This window comes from Pseudomonas sp. RW10S2 (assembly GCF_014268985.1).
In the GTDB taxonomy this organism is placed as follows: domain Bacteria; phylum Pseudomonadota; class Gammaproteobacteria; order Pseudomonadales; family Pseudomonadaceae; genus Aquipseudomonas; species Aquipseudomonas wayambapalatensis.
Map to the genome: position 1 here is coordinate 48,620 of NZ_JABWRO010000001.1, position 13,089 is coordinate 61,708.

The window sequence follows — 13,089 nt, forward strand, 5'->3', positions numbered from 1 at the left end:
GTATGACTTTGGAATCTCTGGTGGACGCCCTGTACGGCGACCCGGATGTGCAACGGATGCTCGCGCTGTCGACCCACAGCGACGCTCTTCAGATCTGCTTCCCCAAGGAAGTGAACGTATCCCGCTTCCTCGCCTGGCTGATCGATCCGACCCAGGGGCACGGGCTGGGTGACCAGGCGATCAAGTCGCTGCTGACCCGGGCAGGACAATCCGGCCATATCGAAAACCTGAGCCTCAATGACCGCCGCTTCCTGGCCGCCTCGAACGTACAGACCCTGGCCTTCTCCTCGCTCATGGTGATGACCGAGGCCGAACTGGGCCTGCGTAACCAGAAGCGCTATATCGACGTACTCGCGCTGGACCCCGCGGCCAAGATTTACATCGCCATCGAAAACAAGTTTGGTCATCACGAGGGGGAAGACCAGACCAAGACCTACTACGAAGCCCTGACCAGTCTCTACCCGAACTATCGCGGCATCCATATCTTCCTCGACGGCCACGAGAACGACCCGGAGCACGACCAGTGGATTCCGGTTGGGTACACCTGGCTGACCGAGTTCCTCACCCAGATCGAACAACTGCAGTGGACCGCGCCTCACGTGAAATCCACCCTGGCGCAGTTTCGCAAGGCCATCCAGGAAGAAGAGGAGATCGCCGAAGGCGACGGCCTGGGCAAGCTGGTCACCACGGTGGCAAGCAAGCATCAGGAGGCACTCGACGCCCTGCACAAGATCCTCACCCCCAATGCGCCGAGTTCGCGCGCCAAGGATCTGGCAGCACTGGTCAACGGGCCGACGGGCAATGATGCAAAGGCCAATGTGCGCTTGTTCCAGCTCTATGCGCGTAGACCGCAGGTGTGGGACAGGTGCCTGAAAGAACGCAAGTTCGCTCGGTTCCACAGAGCGCTGAACGAAGCTTTCGACGGCCTCACCACCGATCCTCGTCGGGTCATCACCTACTTCAGCCTGGAAGAGTTCGAACGCTTCCTTGACCCGGATCTGGGCACACTGTTTGCGGCGGCGCTCCTGATCCGCCAGGAAGGCGACCACTTCCGTATCAACTCCTACATCTACCTCAACTCCGTGCACGCGCAGTACCGTGAGCCACTGATCGAAATCGCCAACGCCGAACGGGCACGGCGCGGCATTCGCAAAACGTCACAGGACGACGGCTATTTCACTATCCGTCGCAGCGAAAGCCTGCCGCCGGCCAAGGCAGCAACCGAAGCTGTCGAGCACATGCGCAGCCTGGTTGCCTTGCTCAAGGATCTTCACTAGGTTGCAAGCCTGCGGGCGTCTGATCACGCCCGCGGGTTCAGCCCGCATCCGCCCCCAGGAGAGCGCACGATGATTCGGCCCGCCACCCCCGCCGACCAACCCGCCATCCAGGCCTGCGCCGAACAGGCTTATGCCCGCTACGTCTCTTTGATGGGCCGCAAGCCCGCCCCCATGCAGGCCGACTACGCCAGCCAGATCGCGGCGGGCTGGGTCCACGTGGCCCTGGACGAGCAGGCCAGCCTGCAGGGTTTCATCGTTTTCTACCCCCACGACAACCACATGCTGCTGGAAAACGTGGCCGTGCTGCCCAGTGCCAGCGGACGGGGTGTCGGCAAGGCGCTGATCACCCTGTGCGAAAGCCACGCACGCCAGCTCGGGCTGAATGCAGTGCAGCTCTATACCAACCAGCGAATGACCGAGAACCTCGGCCTCTACCCCAGGCTCGGCTATGTCGAGATCGCACGGCGTAGCGAGGACGGCTTCAACCGGGTGTACTTCGAAAAGCTGCTGATGCACAACGCCTGAACTCAGGCCACGCCTCTGTTCGCTGCCACGCCGCGCAGTAGATCGATGAAGTCCTTCTCCAGTTTCGACAACGCAGCAGCCTCATGCACTACAGCCGTCAACATCACCGGCAACCGAGGCCGAATCCTGCGCACGCTCTGACCTGGCCTGAGCAAGGCGTCGGCAGTGAATTCATCGATCAAGGCAACCCCCGCTCCGGCTTGCGCCAGGGCGCAGGCCACATAATACGTCTGCACCTGAATACGGCCTTCGCTTCCTGTAAACCACGGCCGGATCAATTCGCCCAGCGGGTCGGAGGCTGGCAAGCCGACAATCCGCTCGGGATCGATGGATTCGAGGGCAACAGGGTTCTCGTCATGGCTGCCATCGTGGCATACCAACTCGACTTCATGCAGTGCAAGGGTCTTCAGGCCGGGGCGCGCCTGAGCATTGAACATGAAGGCGATTGAAATCTCCCGCGCCAACAGCGCCTGGGCCAGTTGCTCGCTGTGGGCGGTGATCAGATCCAGTGAAAGTCCGGGGTTGTCTCGCTGACTCAAGGCCAGGGTTCGGGGCAGCACTTTCAGGCCAAGCGACGGGATGCAGCCAATACGTAGCACCCCTCTGGATTGGTGCCTGAGGCTACGTGACAGTCGGCGCACGTCATCAAGGTCACGAAATACCTTGTCGATCGCCGGTATCAGGATCTCGGCCTCACGGGTGAGCTGCAAGCGCCCCTTGACCCGTTCGAACAGGATGAAACCCAGGCCCGCCTCCGCGTGCGCCAGCAGTTTGCTCGCCGCCGGCTGAGTGATGTTCAGTGCTTGCGCCGCACGTGTCAGAGAGCCAGTGCGCAGGATGGCCTGGAACAACTCGATGTGTCGGATGCGCATGGTCATAGCCCAAGGTTATGGAAGCTGCAGTTATAGGCCTTGGCGGCGACAACAGGCAAATCCCGATACTGCATGCCAACAGCGTCGCAACGGGAGAAGACACATGCATGTGGTTGTCGTGGGAGCCGGGGTCATTGGCCTGTCAAGTGCGTGGTACCTGGCACGTGAAGGCCTTCAAGTCACAGTGGTCGAACGCAATCAGGACGTTGCCCTGGAAACCAGCTTCGCCAACGGCGGGCAGTTGAGCTACGACTATGTGGCGCCGCTGGCGGACCCGTCGGTGCTGGCGAACCTGCCCAGGTGGCTGCTCGCCCGCAACGCGCCCCTTTCCCTGCAGCCACGTCTGGACCTGCGGCAATGGCGTTGGTGCCTGGCATTCTTGCGAGCCTGCCGGGCAAGCCGGGTCGAACGCACCGTGGTCGAGATGCTCAGGTTGTCCCATCGCAGCCAGGCATTGATGAAGCAATTGCTGCAAGAGGCGCCAATCGATTTCAATCTGCGCCAGACCGGCAAACTGGTCATCCACCGCAGTCCTGAGTCCCTGAAGGCCGCGACCAGGCTTGTGGAGCTTCAGCAACGGGCCGGTTCACAGCAGCACATCCTGAGCTCAATGGAATGCAGCGATCTGGAGCCCACGCTGGCAGGCGTGACCGGGCGACTTGCCGGTGGCGTCTACACCCCCGGTGAGGCCACTGGGGACTGCAGGCTGTTCTGCGAGGGCCTGAAACGGCATCTGGACGGTATGACGAACGTGCGCTTCGAGCTGGGTCAGGTGGTAAGCGGCTTCGACAAAGTCGGCAAACGGCTTGTGGCGGTAAGGCTCGGTCACGAGAGGCTCGAGGCTGATGCCTTCGTCATTGCCTCGGGCATCGCCAGCGTTGGCCTGGTCAAACCGCTGGGGATCGACCTGCCACTCTATCCGTTGCGCGGTTACAGCCTGAGCGTGCAACCGAGCAGCGACACCCTGGTGCCTCGCCTCAGCATCACCGACGCCAGCCGCAAGATATTGTACGCGCCGCTGGGCAACACACTGCGCATCGCCGCCATGGTGGACATGGGTGTCTGTTCGCCAGAAGCACCAAAGCGTCGTATCGACCTGTTGAAAGCACAGGCAGCAGAAGTCTTTCCCATGCTGAGCCTGCACCAGGCACAACCCTGGGCCGGTCTGCGCCCGGCCACTGCACTGGGCAAACCGATCATTGACAAGGCCCCGGGGCAGGAGAACCTGTGGCTGAATGTTGGCCACGGTGCACTGGGTTTCACCCTGGCCTGCGCCAGCGGTGAGATGATCGCCCAGCGGATCACCCGGCCAACCGCCGACGACAGCACCACGGCGTTCACACTGGCAGCGCACCGGTAGGCATCGATGGCCAGCCTTGTCCATCGATGCCCACAAGGCTAAGCTCGCGGCGTTTCGCTAGCGGATGCGCTCAAGGGGCGTGGAGAACATGAATCGTCAGAAAAAGATCAAGCAGCTGTTGAAGGCCCACGCCAAGAAAGCCAACGCCAAGCTGGCGCCCAGGAGCAACAAGCCCAAGTACATCAGCAAGGCCGACCGGTTGAAGTTGGAGGTCGAGGCGGTGCTGGATGCCCCAACCCAGGCTCAGCCTGCGCAGGGCTGAGCCGTCAAACCTTGCCCACCGCGATCGGCAAGGCTTGTATTTTCAGGCCGCCCAGGTCGACAGCGCCGGAATCTGGCAGGCCAGCAACGCCTCGGCCGCGGGGGTCAGCGGCGCACGCCCCAGCCCACGGCGCTCTATCCATGTGCATGCCGCAATTTCTCTGCGCGCACACGGCCGATCGCCGGGGTGCAGGTGGGTGGTGAAGATGTGATGGAGAATCCCTGCCACTTCCAGGGTGCACAAGTGCAGCAGGCCATGGCCGCTCAGGCCGGTTTCCTCATGCAACTCGCGCGCGGCCGCTTCATGCGGCTGCTCGCCCTGCTCTATCAGGCCACCCGGGAAATTCCATTTACCGCCTTTCTTGCGCACGAGCAAAACCCGCCGCTCATGGAAGCAGATGATCGTCGCTCTGTGCTTGGCGGGTAGGTTTGCGTGAGGCATCGGATCGGGTGGGAACCTGTGTCAGCCATATATGACAGTTTTGTTACATCATTGACAGGCAAGTATGACGCCAAGTTCAGCCCAGGAGACACATGGCTGCGGTGAGGGATGTCAGGAAGGGTGGGAGGCCCGCTGAACAGACCTCCCGGGGCAGAGCTAACGCGTCAGCCGGCTGCCCGGGCACGCGCCGCATGCAGTTTCTTGTAGCTCTCGATTAGACGCAGGTGGCGGTCCAGGCCTTCGAGCTTCAGGCTGGTTGGGGTCAGCCCGTAGAAGCGCACGCTACCGTCCACCGAGCCGAGTGCCGCATCCATGCGCTCATTGCCGAACATGCGCCGGAAGTTGGAAACGTAGTCGTCCATCTCCAGCTCGTCGTCCAGCACCACTTCCAGCACCACGTTCAGCGCCTGGTAGAACAGCCCGCGCTCGACGGTGTTGTCGTTGAACTGCAGGAACATCTCCACTAGTTCCTTGGCCTCCTCGAAACGCTGCAGCGCCAGTTGGATCAGCAGCTTGAGCTCGAGGATGGTCAACTGGCCCCACACCGTGTTGTCGTCGAACTCGACGCCGATCAGCGTGGTGATGGTGGTGTATTCGTCCACCTCGACCTGCTCCAGGCGCTTGTACAGCAACTTCAGCGAGCGGCTGTCGAGGCTGTGCAGGTTGAGGATGTCGGCACGGAAACCCAGCGCACGGTTGGTGTTGTCCCAGATCAGGTCCTCGACCGGGTAGATTTCCGAGTAACCCGGCACCAGGATGCGGCAGGCGGTGGCACCGAGGTCGTCGTACACAGCCATGTACGCTTCCTTGCCCAGCCCTTCCAGGATGCCGAACAGCGTCTGCGCCTCCTGCTCGTTGGAGTCCTCACCCTGGCCCGAGAAGTCCCACTCGACGAACTCGAAGTCGGCCTTGGCACTGAAGAAGCGCCACGACACTACGCCGCTGGAGTCGATGAAATGCTCGACGAAGTTGTTCGGCTCGGTCAACGCGTGGCTTTCGAAAGTCGGTTGAGGCAGATCGTTCAAACCCTCGAAGCTGCGCCCCTGGAGCAATTCGGTGAGGCTGCGCTCCAGCGCCACTTCAAAGCTTGGATGCGCGCCGAACGAGGCGAACACCCCGCCGGTGCGCGGGTTCATGAGGGTCACGCACATCACCGGGAATTCACCGCCCAGCGAGGCATCCTTGACCAGCACCGGGAAGCCCTGCTGCTCCAGCCCCTGGATACCGGCGACGATGCCCGGGTACTTGGCCAGCACCTCTTGCGGCACGTCCGGCAGGCACAGTTCGCCTTCGAGGATTTCGCGCTTGACCGCCCGCTCGAAGATTTCCGACAGGCACTGCACCTGGGCTTCGGCCAGGGTGTTGCCGGCGCTCATGCCGTTGCTCAGGTAGAGGTTTTCGATCAGGTTGGACGGGAAATACACCGTCTGCCCGTCGGACTGGCGCACGAACGGCAGCGAGCAGATGCCCCGGGCCTTGTTGCCCGAGTTGGTGTCGTACAGGTGCGAGCCGCGCAGTTCGCCATCGGGGTTGAAGATCTCCAGGCAGTACTCGTCGAGGATCTCCTGCGGCAGCGCGTCCTTCGGGCCAGGCATGAACCACTGCTCGTTCGGGTAGTGCACGAACGGTGCGTTGGCGATGTCCTCGCCCCAGTACTGATCGTTATAGAAGAAGTTGCAGTTCAGGCGCTCGATGAACTCGCCCAGTGCCGAGGCCAGCGCAGCTTCCTTGGTTGCGCCCTTGCCGTTGGTGAAGCACATCGGCGACTGCGCGTCGCGCACGTGCAGCGACCAGACGTTGGGCACGATGTTGCGCCAGGAGGCGATCTCGATCTTCATCCCCAGATCGGCCAGGATCGCCGACATGTTGGCGATGGTCTGCTCCAGCGGCAGGTCCTTGCCAGGAATGTAGGTGGTGGTGTCGGACACCGGCATCAGCAGCGCCTGGGCGTCGGCGTCGAGGTTGTCGACCTCTTCGATGATGAACTCGGGGCCGGTCTGCACCACTTTCTTCACGGTGCAGCGGTCGATGGAGCGCAGGATGCCCTGGCGGTCCTTCTCGCTGATATCTTCAGGCAGCTCGACCTGGATCTTGAAGATCTGGTTGTAGCGGTTTTCCGGGTCGACGATGTTGTTCTGCGACAGGCGGATGTTTTCGGTGGGAATGTCGCGAGTCTGGCAGTAGAGCTTGACGAAATACGCCGCGCACAGGGCCGAAGAGGCCAGGAAATAGTCGAAAGGACCTGGCGCCGAGCCATCACCCTTGTAGCGAATGGGCTGATCGGCGATCACCGTGAAGTCGTCGAACTTGGCTTCAAGTCGGAGATTGTCGAGAAAATTGACCTTGATTTCCATGCGGGCACACCAGCGCGTAAAACGAAATGGGCGCCATTATCCGGGTTTTTCACCGGGAAGTCTTGCCGCGCCAGCAAGGCCCGGATCAAGGCGCCGCCGCGCCCTCCTGCTGCTGACGCCAAAGCTCAAGGTTTCGTGCCACCAGGCGTTCCGGTAGATCGCTGGACACGATCTGCTTCATCTTCGCGGCCAGTCGCTCACGCAACTGCGGCCGGTTGCACGGCGAGTCATGGGACATTGCCAGGTACAGCCCCTCGCTGGACACTGGCGGTTCGAGCACCTGCACCTGCTGGTCCACGTTCAGCACACGCGCCAGGGCCATGCCTGGAAACTGCTCGAAGATCACGTAGTCACTGCGTTTGTGCAGCAGCTTCTCGAAGGCTTGCTTGGCGCCTGGCACTGCCTCCAGGTTGAGATTGGTGCGGGCGAACTCGTCGAACTGCTCGCCATGGCTGTTGTTGACCAGCACCCCACCCTTGAGCCCGCGCAGATCGTCCCAGCCCTTATAGGGGAAGGCGCTGTCGCTGCGCACCCAGACGACACTGGGGGTGTACAGGAACGGCGGTTCGATGAAGTCCACCTCGTTCTGCCGCGCCCGGGTCAGGAAGTAGCCGGCCAGCAGGTCGACGCGCCCGGTGCGCACCTCTTCCTGGGCCCGCCCCCAGGGCCCGACATACTTCAACTCCACGTCCAGTCCAAGCTCGCCTGCCACGTGCTTGAGCAGGTCGGCGTTGGCGCCGATCAGCCGCTGGGGGTCTTGCGGGTCGCGCCAGAGGTAAGGCGGATACTCGGGGTTGCCCGTGGCGGTCAGGCCCGCGCACGTCTCCACCGCCAGCGCGCCCTGGGACAGCAAGCACCAGGTGAGCGACAGCAGCAGGGTCCGGCAGAAGTGGGGCTCGATCATGGGTGACCCTCGTCTCGGTAGGCGGCAAGAAGGGCGACAGGGTTCAGACAGTCTGGACCAGAAACCGACAGGTGCCAGCAATGATCGCTGCACGATGCCATTCGTCGGCGCATGATGCCATCACTGCCCACGTTCGGCTGCGCCTGCCACTATTTTTCACCCCCCTGCTGGCCATAACGGCCAGACCCTGTAGGCTGTGCAGTGGCCGCGAACGATCGGCCGGTACCGCCTGGGTGCCGGGCGCGCGCAGGATGACTCGTCGGCCCTTCTGCGATCTGGCCCTGATCGAGTCTCACGACCCGGACACCTGCCCCATGCCCGTCGACCTGCAAGCGCTCTACCCCAAGTTGATCCACCTGATGCTCGACACCGTCTTCGTGGTCGACCAGGACGACCAGATCGTATTCGTCAGCGATGCCTGCGAAGCGCTGCTGGGCTACCGCGCCGAGGAACTCATCGGCACGCCGATCACGCATTACATGCACCCCGACGACCTGCCCGCCACCCGCGCCTCGATCGTCCGGGTCATGTCCGGCCAAGCGCATTTGGACTTTCGCAACCGCTACATCCGCAAGGACGGCGGCATCGTCCATATCCTCTGGGCGGCCTTCTGGTCCGAAGAAGTGGGCGCACGCATCGGCGTGGCGCGCAACGTCACCGCCCTCACCCAGGCCGAAGAAGAGCTGCGCTTTCTCGCCCACCACGACCCGCTGACCCGGCTGGCCAATCGCGCCCTGTTCAACAGCCGCCTGGATGCCGCCCTGCAGGCAGCCCAGCAGCACGGCGGCAGCCTGGCCCTGCTGTTCGTCGATATCGACGACTTCAAGGAGATCAACGACACCCACGGCCACAGCGCTGGCGACCGCGTCCTGCGCCTGGTGGCCCAGCGCCTGGAACGCTGCGCCGGCGCGCATGCCACCGTGGCGCGAATCGGCGGCGACGAGTTCACCCTGTTGCTCACCGACCTGCCGTCGCACAGCGCCGTGTTCGAGAAGGTCGCGCAGATCGTCGCTGTGATGGCCGAGCCGCTGGATGCCGACTTCGGCGGCCTCGCCATGCCGACCTGCAGCATTGGCGTCGCCTGCTACCCAGCAGACGGGCGCGACGCCGATGCCCTCTTGAGCCATGCCGATGGCGAGATGTACCGGATCAAGCGGCGGCGCTCGCAAGCGAGCTGAGACACCGATTCAAGCGCAAGAATCTGCAAGTGCCCGCCCTCGACGCCCAGGCCAGGCTCGACGTCCCTGCCGTGCTATCGAGCAGGCCGCTGCTGGCGAACGGGCGCCTGGTCAACGAAGCCTTCGTGCTGGATGCTACAGGCTACCGCTTCGTCCACCAGAAACACTTCTTCCCCGAAGAGCCAGGCTTTCATGAACAGACCTGGTTCACCACCGCCAAGCCGGGATTCGACGTGATCGAGGTGGGCACGCTCAAGCTCGGTGTGCTGCTGTGTACCGAGTTGATGTTCAACGAGCGCGCCCGCCACTACGGACGTGACGGCGCCGACCTGATCGCCGTCCCCCGCGCCTCCGGCACCGACTGTCGCTACTGGGACTGCGCCGCCGCGATGGCTGCCATCGTTTCCGGCGCCTACGTGATCAGCGCCAACCGCAGCGGGCAGACTGCGCAGGGTCAGCGCTTTGGCGGCCACAGCATGGCGTACTCCACCTCTGGCCAGCCACTGGCCGTCGCCGCCACGGCTGGGCGAGAAATGACACAATGGCCTGATAACGGCCACATGCCGTCAAGCAAAGGACTTTTCAAGGATGGTGGATGCGCGTATGGCCGATGTGTACAAGGGAAGCTGCCTGTGTTCAGCGATCACCTATGAACTGCTGGTACGTCCCAAGGCCGTGAGCCACTGCCATTGCGGTCAATGCCGCAAGGCGCACGGGGCAATGTTCGCCTCCTACGGCAGTGTCCCGCGGGAGGCCTTGCGGATATCGAGCGGGGTCACGGACATCAGCGCCTATGCCTCATCGGCCTCGGTGCTGCGCGAGTTCTGTGGCCGATGCGGATCGACACTGTTCTGGTCGCGCTCACAAGGTGCGTTCAGTGATTGGGTTTCGGTGGCACTGGCAACACTGGACACACCGTTCGAGGCCAGCAAGCACAAGCATGTGCATGTTGGCGACGACCCGCTGTGGTATTGGTGCGCCCCCGACATCACCAGTGATACCCCAACCCCAGATTGACCGCGTAGTCCCCGCGGGCCGTGCTTCCCGGCACTTGGACCTCGGCAGACGTGGCGCAGGCAAAGGCCATGGGCTCAACATGGCCGATCAGCGCCTTCGCTGTCTCCGTGGCCATGTGGCCCGCCTGCGCGGCCAGGCGCTGGAAGCCTTGCACAGTGCCCGGGTGATCTGAGCCGGGCGCGCTCATCGATAGTGACTATCGAGCACGACGATTTCTGCCCGGCGGCCGTGCTCGATAACCTGTGTTCAACGACTCGCCAGACGAATCTTCGAAACAGGAAACCCGCCGATGAACACCACCGCCCGCCTGCTGCTCGCTGCCCTGGCCGCCCTTGGTATCGCCGCACTTGCCGGCTGTGCCAGCCATCCCGAACAACGCCCCTACACAGCCGAGGAAACGCGCCAGTTGCAGCTCGAGGCTCTGCAACGCCGAGGCCTGTCGCAACAGGAATACGAACACCAGCGCGCTGCGATCCTGCGTGCCGACCAGGTGGAAGTGGCCGGCGACGGCCTGCGCCAGGCCCCTGCCCTGCGCGGCTGATCAGCCCTCGCGACTGCGCTGCAGCCGCGCCCGCATCCCCTCGCTGGCGCCAGGCCCCTGCACCAGCTCGCACGCTGACCAGGGCACCACAGGCCCGGACTCGACCTCGACCATCATCGGCCAAGGCCTTGCCCGTCCCCTTCTCCACCACCTGCACACTGACGGCCTCAGGCGCGAAATGCCGATTGCCCCAGGCGATCAGCGCATAGAGCACAGCCTGCAGGTCGCGCCCCCGCGCACTGGGCAGGTATTCGTGGCGCAGGGGACGGGTGCTGTAGGCATGGCGCTCGAGCAGGCCGGCCTCCACCAGCGCGTTGAGCCTGCGGGTCAACATGCTCGGCGCGATCTCCAGGCTTTTGGCGAAATCGCTGATCGGCGACCTGGCGGTGCGCATCGGCGGCCAGGTGCCGGACCTGCAACAGGACAGCGAGGCCGGCTTCGATCCGGACCGCGTACTGCCGGCCAAGGAGCAGCGCAGGAGGCCCTGGCACAGGCCGGCTGGCAACCGCAAACCGTCGAACAGCAGGAACGCACGGCAACCATCATCGGTACTGGCGTGGGCGGCTTCCCGGCCATTGCCGAGGCCGTGCGCACCACCGACAGCAAGGGCCCGCGCAAGCTGTCGCCCTTCACCATTCTCTCCTTCCTCGGCAACCTGGCCGGCTTTGCGGCAGCGAGAGCCTTGTCGAGTGATTTCAACGAGCACCCGGAACAGGCCTCGCGCCCGTTCGACACAGCCCGCGACGGCTTCGTCATGGGCGAAGGCGCCGGCCTGCTGGTGATCGAAGAACTGCAGCACGCACTGGCACGCGGCGCCACGCCGCTGGCCGAACTGGTGGGCTACGGCACCAGCGCCGACGCCTATCACATCACCTCGGGGCCGGAAGACGGCGACGGCGCGCGACGCGCCATGACCCTGGCCCTGCGCCAGGCCGGTATCCAGGGCGCACAGGTGGGCCATCTCAATGCCCACGCCACCTCGACACCAGTGGGCGACAAGGGCGAACTGGCAGCGATCAAGGCGGTGTTCGCCGACGTACCTTCGCCGGTGATCAGTGCCACCAAGTCTGCTACCGGCCACTTGCTGGGCGCCGCCGGCGGTATCGAGGCGATCTTCACCGTGCTTGCCCTACGCGACCAACGGGCACCGGCCACGCTCAACCTGGTCGACCCTGACCCGGCAGCTGCCGGGCTGGACATTGCCGCAGGCCAACCACGTCCGCTGGATACCGAATACGCGCTGTCCAAAGGCTTCGGTTTCGGTGGCGTCAATGCCAGCGTGATTTTCAAGCGCTGGGAGGGTTGAGCCACTGGTCGGCACGCAGGCGTTTGATTAGTCTTGGCCATCGCATCGAGCACACCAGGGAGCACTACCGATGTCCAGACACGACCGCTATGAAGCCGCTCTGCAGGCGCTGGGTTATTCGTTCGATGGCCCGCTGAAGATCGGCGGCGACTATGTGCCAGTGCTGCACCTGGGCGACCAGGTGTACATCAGCGGGCAGATCCCGCGGGTCAACGACACGGTGGTGCACCCGGGGCGGGTGGGCGAGGACGTCAGCCTCGCCGACGCGCAGATCGCCGCCAAGGTCAGCGCCCTGCGCTGCCTGAAGCTGCTGAGCGAAAGCCTGGGCTCGCTGGACAAGGTCAAGGGAATCGCGCGGATCAGCGTGTTCGTGCAGTCGGCGGCGGATTTCACCCAGCAGAGCGAAGTGGCCAACGGCGCTTCGGCGATCCTGCATGAGGTGCTGGGCGAGGCCGGCAGGCATACCCGCACCTCGGTGGGGGTGTACCAGTTGCCGAAGAATGCCGCGGTGGAGATTGACCTGATCGCGGTGGTGTAGGTGCAAGGGGCTCGCGTGCAGCCCCTTCAGCCTTGAAGCCCTTCGACCACCTGCGCCACCGTGGTCACCTGGCGAAAATGGTGGGTCCACAGCTCGATACCCAGCTTGCCCGAGCGGTCCAGTGAAGAGCCCACTGTCAGGTCAGTGACCAGGGTCGGGTTCAGCCCGGCATCGAACAGCGCGAAGCCGGCGGCCAGTACGCAGGTTTCGGTCTGCAGGCCGCAGACCAGCACGCGCTCCACGCCCAGTTTCTTGAGGTAGTCGATGGCCTCGGGGGTCTGCCCGTAGCCATGCTTGACGAACACTTCGTCCGCCTCGATCAGGCTCTCGTCCTCGCGCGCCGGGTGCCAGCCGAGTTGCTGCTGGAAAGGCGTGACCTGCTCGTCGTGCAACTCGACCGACGCGATGGCGGGGAGTTTCGCGGCCAACGCGCGGATTCCGTCGATCAGCCACTCAGGAGGGCTGAAGGTGGACTGGACATCGACGATAAGCAAAGCCTGCCGCATGGGGTTCT

Annotated in this window: 14 protein-coding genes and 2 pseudogenes; 10 read left to right on the forward strand and 6 right to left on the reverse strand. The window is 63.7% G+C overall.

The genetic code is table 11. From position 1 onward, the window contains the following. Positions 1-2: 2 nt before the first annotated feature. A complete protein-coding gene (locus tag HU729_RS00250; RefSeq protein ID WP_186707752.1) occupies positions 3-1,277 on the forward strand; it encodes a PD-(D/E)XK nuclease family protein in 1,275 nt (424 codons plus the stop codon). 69 nt (positions 1,278-1,346) lie between these two features. Beyond that, positions 1,347-1,802 carry a GNAT family N-acetyltransferase gene (locus tag HU729_RS00255; protein WP_186707754.1) on the forward strand — a complete coding sequence of 152 codons (456 nt, stop codon included), beginning with the start codon at positions 1,347-1,349 and terminating at the stop codon, positions 1,800-1,802. A 2-nt stretch (positions 1,803-1,804) separates the two neighbouring features. On the opposite strand, the gene HU729_RS00260 is transcribed toward HU729_RS00255, so the two are convergent. Further along, positions 1,805-2,674, reverse strand: a complete 870-nt coding sequence (locus HU729_RS00260; protein WP_186707756.1) for a LysR family transcriptional regulator — start codon at positions 2,672-2,674, stop codon at positions 1,805-1,807. On the opposite strand from HU729_RS00260, the gene HU729_RS00265 reads away from it, so the two are divergent. Next, positions 2,673-4,034 (forward strand): D-amino acid dehydrogenase, encoded by a 1,362-nt coding sequence (locus tag HU729_RS00265; RefSeq protein ID WP_346655278.1) that lies wholly within the window; start codon positions 2,673-2,675, stop codon positions 4,032-4,034. The genes HU729_RS00260 and HU729_RS00265 overlap by 2 nt on opposite strands. Positions 4,035-4,122: 88 nt before the next feature. Beyond that, a complete protein-coding gene (locus HU729_RS00270; protein WP_186707758.1) occupies positions 4,123-4,296 on the forward strand; it encodes a DUF2986 domain-containing protein in 174 nt (57 codons plus the stop codon). A gap of 42 nt (positions 4,297-4,338) precedes the next feature. Here the strand turns inward: HU729_RS00270 and HU729_RS00275 are convergent, their stop codons facing one another. The 3 genes from HU729_RS00275 to HU729_RS00285 form a co-directional block, all read right to left on the reverse strand. Beyond that, complete coding sequence (locus tag HU729_RS00275; protein ID WP_186664088.1) at positions 4,339-4,737, reverse strand: NUDIX domain-containing protein; 399 nt, start codon at positions 4,735-4,737, stop codon at positions 4,339-4,341. A gap of 164 nt (positions 4,738-4,901) precedes the next feature. Beyond that, a complete protein-coding gene (locus HU729_RS00280) occupies positions 4,902-7,091 on the reverse strand; it encodes an OsmC domain/YcaO domain-containing protein (protein WP_186707760.1) in 2,190 nt (729 codons plus the stop codon). Positions 7,092-7,176: 85 nt separating this feature from the next. Further along, positions 7,177-7,995 carry a transporter substrate-binding domain-containing protein gene (locus HU729_RS00285; RefSeq protein WP_186707762.1) on the reverse strand — a complete coding sequence of 273 codons (819 nt, stop codon included), beginning with the start codon at positions 7,993-7,995 and terminating at the stop codon, positions 7,177-7,179. A gap of 314 nt (positions 7,996-8,309) precedes the next feature. Between HU729_RS00285 and HU729_RS00290 the strand changes: the two genes are divergently transcribed. From HU729_RS00290 to HU729_RS00305, 4 genes are all read left to right on the forward strand, one after another. Beyond that, positions 8,310-9,173 carry a sensor domain-containing diguanylate cyclase gene (locus HU729_RS00290; protein ID WP_186707883.1) on the forward strand — a complete coding sequence of 288 codons (864 nt, stop codon included), beginning with the start codon at positions 8,310-8,312 and terminating at the stop codon, positions 9,171-9,173. A 29-nt stretch (positions 9,174-9,202) separates the two neighbouring features. Further along, complete coding sequence (locus HU729_RS00295; protein WP_202883538.1) at positions 9,203-9,826, forward strand: carbon-nitrogen hydrolase family protein; 624 nt, start codon at positions 9,203-9,205, stop codon at positions 9,824-9,826. After that, the gene (locus HU729_RS00300; RefSeq protein ID WP_186664082.1) at positions 9,777-10,190 is read left to right on the forward strand and encodes a GFA family protein; all 414 of its coding nucleotides are present in this window, start codon (positions 9,777-9,779) and stop codon (positions 10,188-10,190) included. Before HU729_RS00295 ends, HU729_RS00300 begins: the two co-directional genes overlap by 50 nt. Before the next feature lie 289 nt (positions 10,191-10,479). After that, a complete protein-coding gene (locus HU729_RS00305) occupies positions 10,480-10,731 on the forward strand; it encodes a hypothetical protein (RefSeq protein WP_151924876.1) in 252 nt (83 codons plus the stop codon). On the opposite strand, the pseudogene HU729_RS00310 reads toward HU729_RS00305, so the two are convergent. Then, positions 10,732-11,098: pseudogene (locus tag HU729_RS00310) on the reverse strand (helix-turn-helix domain-containing protein); the annotation flags it as partial. Positions 11,099-11,284: 186 nt separating this feature from the next. Here HU729_RS00310 and HU729_RS00315 point away from each other — a divergent pair. Together HU729_RS00315 and HU729_RS00320 are read left to right on the forward strand one after the other, a co-directional pair. Next, a pseudogene (locus HU729_RS00315) lies at positions 11,285-12,037 on the forward strand (beta-ketoacyl synthase N-terminal-like domain-containing protein); the annotation flags it as partial. A gap of 70 nt (positions 12,038-12,107) precedes the next feature. After that, the gene (locus tag HU729_RS00320) at positions 12,108-12,575 is read left to right on the forward strand and encodes a RidA family protein (RefSeq protein WP_186707765.1); all 468 of its coding nucleotides are present in this window, start codon (positions 12,108-12,110) and stop codon (positions 12,573-12,575) included. A 26-nt stretch (positions 12,576-12,601) separates the two neighbouring features. On the opposite strand, the gene HU729_RS00325 is transcribed toward HU729_RS00320, so the two are convergent. Further along, positions 12,602-13,081 carry an isochorismatase family protein gene (locus tag HU729_RS00325; RefSeq protein ID WP_186707766.1) on the reverse strand — a complete coding sequence of 160 codons (480 nt, stop codon included), beginning with the start codon at positions 13,079-13,081 and terminating at the stop codon, positions 12,602-12,604. Between the last annotated feature and the right edge of the window lie 8 nt (positions 13,082-13,089).

Excerpts from the sequence above, each read along its gene's own strand:
- HU729_RS00265 (WP_346655278.1), top strand. The coding sequence starts at position 2,673 with ATGGTCATAGCCCAAGGTTATGGAAGCTGCAGTTATAGGCCTTGGCGG.
- HU729_RS00250 (WP_186707752.1), top strand. The coding sequence starts at position 3 with ATGACTTTGGAATCTCTGGTGGACGCCCTGTACGGCGACCCGGATGTG.
- HU729_RS00280 (WP_186707760.1), bottom strand. The coding sequence starts at position 7,091 with ATGGAAATCAAGGTCAATTTTCTCGACAATCTCCGACTTGAAGCCAAG.
- HU729_RS00300 (WP_186664082.1), top strand. The coding sequence starts at position 9,777 with ATGGCCGATGTGTACAAGGGAAGCTGCCTGTGTTCAGCGATCACCTAT.
- HU729_RS00305 (WP_151924876.1), top strand. The coding sequence starts at position 10,480 with ATGAACACCACCGCCCGCCTGCTGCTCGCTGCCCTGGCCGCCCTTGGT.
- HU729_RS00320 (WP_186707765.1), top strand. The coding sequence starts at position 12,108 with ATGTCCAGACACGACCGCTATGAAGCCGCTCTGCAGGCGCTGGGTTAT.
- HU729_RS00285 (WP_186707762.1), bottom strand. The coding sequence starts at position 7,995 with ATGATCGAGCCCCACTTCTGCCGGACCCTGCTGCTGTCGCTCACCTGG.
- HU729_RS00270 (WP_186707758.1), top strand. The coding sequence starts at position 4,123 with ATGAATCGTCAGAAAAAGATCAAGCAGCTGTTGAAGGCCCACGCCAAG.
- HU729_RS00325 (WP_186707766.1), bottom strand. The coding sequence starts at position 13,081 with ATGCGGCAGGCTTTGCTTATCGTCGATGTCCAGTCCACCTTCAGCCCT.
- HU729_RS00255 (WP_186707754.1), top strand. The coding sequence starts at position 1,347 with ATGATTCGGCCCGCCACCCCCGCCGACCAACCCGCCATCCAGGCCTGC.
- HU729_RS00275 (WP_186664088.1), bottom strand. The coding sequence starts at position 4,737 with ATGCCTCACGCAAACCTACCCGCCAAGCACAGAGCGACGATCATCTGC.
- HU729_RS00290 (WP_186707883.1), top strand. The coding sequence starts at position 8,310 with ATGCCCGTCGACCTGCAAGCGCTCTACCCCAAGTTGATCCACCTGATG.
- HU729_RS00260 (WP_186707756.1), bottom strand. The coding sequence starts at position 2,674 with ATGCGCATCCGACACATCGAGTTGTTCCAGGCCATCCTGCGCACTGGC.